This window comes from Nocardia cerradoensis NBRC 101014, from assembly GCF_000308535.1.
In the GTDB taxonomy this organism is placed as follows: Bacteria; Actinomycetota; Actinomycetes; order Mycobacteriales; family Mycobacteriaceae; genus Nocardia; species Nocardia cerradoensis.
Genome location: NZ_BAFW01000152.1, coordinates 1 through 3,332 on the forward strand (window position 1 = coordinate 1; position 3,332 = coordinate 3,332).

Genomic DNA, 3,332 nt, shown 5'->3' on the forward strand with positions numbered 1-3,332 from the left:
CGATGAGCACCGACACTCAGGGCGAGGCGGGGTCGGGCCGCAGTATTCGCCCGGCCTGCGCCTCGATCGACGCCCGCAGTTCGGCATCGCTCAGCTCGCGCAGGCCGGCGGCACTGCGCAGGAACGGCTCGAGCAGCTGCCAGCCCATGGTGAAGGCGGCCAGATGGGCCACCGCCAGTCCGGCGGCGCGGTCGCTGTCCATCTGCGGCCGGAGATGCTCGATCAGCATCGTCATCACGGGGAACTGCTCCTGCAGCTCGCCGACCGGATAGCCGTCCAGGATGCAGCGTGCCAGCACGGTCAGGTGGCGGCGCAGCCGGGGATCGGTGGCGGTGAGCTGTCCGGCGGCGGCCGCTGCGCCCGACTGCTCCCCGAGATAGCTCAGCACCGCCCCGACCAGCCGATCCTTCGCACCGAGATGCCGGAAGACCAGGCCGTGGTTGACCCCGGCGCGCTCGGCGATGTCGCGGATCGAGGTCGCGGCCGGGCCGCGTTCGGCGAACAGGTCGGCGGCGGCCTCCGTGACCGCCGCGACGACCGCGTCGCGACCGACCGGTGCGGCGCCGGAGTCGTCGCGACGCGGAGTCGATGGCGGGTTCTCGGACATCGGGCTACAGTAGCGAAGACCGGTGTAGTCAATCGACTACAGTCGTCCGATCGCCGAAGGAACCGCCATGACGCAGACCACCGCCGCGGAGACCGAACCGCGTACGCACTACCCCGTGAGCTCGTTTCAACTGCCGGGATTTCCGCTGATCGCGGGACCGTTCACCCATCTGGTCGCCGAACGCGACCGCCTAGCCGCGCTGCGCTGGCAGCATTTCGACGCCCGCCAGGTCGGCGTCACCCTCGGTGCGGAGATCAGCGGCGTGGATCTGACCCGCGAGCTGCCCGCGGAGGTGATCGCCGAACTGCGCCGGGCGCTGCACGAGTACAAGGTGCTGTTCTTCCGCGAGCAGCCGCTGACGTCCGCGCAGCACGTCGCGTTCGCGGCGCGCTTCGGCACCCTCGAGGTGCATCCGTTCATCCCGTCCAATACCGAGCAGCCGGAGCTGGTCCGCTTCGAGAAGACGCCGACCATGGCGGGCGTCGAGAACATCTGGCATCACGACGTGACGTGGCGGCCACAGCCGTCGATGGGCGCGATCCTGCACGCCGTCGCCGTTCCCGAGATCGGCGGCGACACGCTGTTCTCGGATATGTACGCCGCCTACGAGGCCCTCGATGCCGAGACGCGGAACCGGATCGACGACCTCACCGCGACCCACGACTACACCCGCGCCTTCGGCCGCGGGCAGACCGCCGAGGCCCAGGAGGCGATGCGGGCCCAGCATCCGCCGGTCAGCCACCCGGTGGTGTGCACACACGAGGCGACCGGCCGCCGGCACCTGTACGTCAACCGGATCTTCGTGGACCGGATCGACGGCATGGATCCCGAGGCGAGCCGCGATCTGCTGGACCGGCTCTGCCGCCAGGCCGACTATCCCGAACACCAGGTGCGGCTGCACTGGGAACCCGACACCGTCGCCTTCTGGGACAACCGGGCCGTGCAGCACTACGCCGCCAGCGACTACTGGCCGCAGACGCGAATCATGGAACGGGCCTCGATCGTGGGACCGCGCCCGGCCCGCTGAGTCACTCCTCCCAGAGTTCCTCGAGGGTGGCAGAGACATGCTCGGCGAAGTCGCCGAGTGTGTCGTCGCCGGTGCAGCGCGCGTCCTCGGCCAGCGCCGCCCACCGGTTGATCAGCGCGGCCGAGCGCGGCACCGACAGGCCGTGTTCGCGGGCCGCGGCGATGCGGGTGTGGTCGGCGGGCAGGAACCAGAAGGTCGTCAGCCACACCCAGATGAGCCGGGCCTCGAGGATGCGTTCGGCCAGCAGGTCGTCGTCGGCGAGCGCGGGCCACACGCCCACCACCTCCGAGCGCCAGGCCTCCACCATCTGATGCGCGCGCTCGCGGGAGAGTTCGAAATCGCACAGGCAGCCCGGGAACGAGACCAGCGCGTAGGCGATGTCGAGGGTGGCGTCGCGGAAACCGCCCCATTCGTAGTCGAGGAACCGGGCGCCCTCGTCGTTGAGGATCACATTGTCCGGACACAGGTCCGAGGGGCTGAATGCCCGGAAGCGGCCCGCGGAGAACAGGCGATTGCCTCGCACGATGCGTTCCGCGATCTCGCCCGGCACGTCGATGCCGACCTCGCGGGCCAGCATTCCGGGCACTTCACCGATCGCGGCCTCGGCCTGCTGGGCGATGCCGTCGACCCGGTGCACCACCTCCACCCGCCGCAGCAGCGCCACGAAATCGGCCTCCCGGCCGACCGTGGCGGCGTGCATGCGACCCAGCGCCTGCGCGAACGCCATCTGGGCGTTGCGGGTGGCGGGTTCGGCGCCGGTTTGCAGCACCGAGGTGAGCGACATGTTCTCACCCAGATCGCTGAGGATCAGCAGCCGATCCGGCAGGCTGTGGGCCAGGAGATAGGCGCCGGGACGGTGCTCGCTGCTGAGCGCGGTGGTGAACTGGTAGGACACCGCCTCGCGCAGGAACGCCGAATCGATACTCGCGACCCCGGGCGCCAAGCCGCCGATCCGGCGCTCCTGCGCGGCGCCACGGACCTGCTTGACGATCAGGGTGCGAGGAAGTGAGAACGAGTTCTCCGCTACGCGTACGCGCAGCACCGTCGTCCTGCCACTGCCGCTGAGTTCGATCGGATCGCTCAGCTTCACCGCAGCACCCATGCGCTTCGTGAGCAACTGTTGTGCCGCGGACACGACTTCGGCGGCGCGTTCGGCCAATAGTGCGGTCATCGCCAACCAAGTTACTCGCTCCAGGTCACTTTCAGCGAGCGGTTCGGCAACCTTTCGCGCGTCGTCGGCGTGTCCCCGCCGAGCGGCTGCGACCGGACCGAGATGCTCATTACGCTCATCGTCGGCCGGGTCGCGGATCCGGCCCGATGCCGCGGCCCGTCGCTTGACACGCCCGGCCGTGTCCGGTTGTGTCGAACTCTCAACTGCAGTGTGCCGCACCAGAACCCAGGTGATTCGAAAGGTCCGACGATGACCGACTCCCCGCAGTCCGCACCCCGCGACACCGGCGAAGGCGGTGAACGGCGACCGGAGAGCCGGCCCGGGCAGCATCCCACCGGCCCCGTACGACCCGGCGCCGGGCCAGGCGAACATCCCGCAACGCAGGGCCGGCCCGAAATGACCGGAGCCGCGGGATATCCGCAGTTCGAGGGCTCCGGCGCACCGCAGTACGGCGCCCCACAGTACCGCGGCGCTCCGGGCGAGCAGCCCCAGGGCGCGCCGGGCGGGGTGCCCCCGGTGGCGCCGCC

Annotated in this window: 3 protein-coding genes and 1 pseudogene; 2 read left to right on the forward strand and 2 right to left on the reverse strand. The window is 70.2% G+C overall.

The window, feature by feature from the left end; genetic code table 11:
* Positions 1–16: 16 nt before the first annotated feature.
* On the reverse strand, positions 17–607 hold the full coding sequence (locus ON23_RS16370; protein ID WP_039779214.1) for a helix-turn-helix domain-containing protein: 591 nt from the start codon (positions 605–607) through the stop codon (positions 17–19).
* 67 nt (positions 608–674) lie between these two features.
* Between ON23_RS16370 and ON23_RS16375 the strand changes: the two genes are divergently transcribed.
* Entirely contained in the window at positions 675–1,634 is a 960-nt protein-coding gene (locus ON23_RS16375; protein WP_083904016.1) for a TauD/TfdA dioxygenase family protein, read from the forward strand.
* Between the two features lies 1 nt (position 1,635).
* On the opposite strand, the gene ON23_RS16380 is transcribed toward ON23_RS16375, so the two are convergent.
* Positions 1,636–2,805, reverse strand: a complete 1,170-nt coding sequence (locus ON23_RS16380) for a phosphotransferase family protein (protein WP_030513960.1) — start codon at positions 2,803–2,805, stop codon at positions 1,636–1,638.
* A gap of 249 nt (positions 2,806–3,054) precedes the next feature.
* Between ON23_RS16380 and ON23_RS37935 the strand changes: the two are divergent.
* Positions 3,055–3,332: pseudogene (locus tag ON23_RS37935) on the forward strand (hypothetical protein); the annotation flags it as partial.

Excerpts from the sequence above, each read along its gene's own strand:
- ON23_RS16370 (WP_039779214.1), bottom strand. The coding sequence starts at position 607 with ATGTCCGAGAACCCGCCATCGACTCCGCGTCGCGACGACTCCGGCGCC.
- ON23_RS16375 (WP_083904016.1), top strand. The coding sequence starts at position 675 with ATGACGCAGACCACCGCCGCGGAGACCGAACCGCGTACGCACTACCCC.
- ON23_RS16380 (WP_030513960.1), bottom strand. The coding sequence starts at position 2,805 with ATGACCGCACTATTGGCCGAACGCGCCGCCGAAGTCGTGTCCGCGGCA.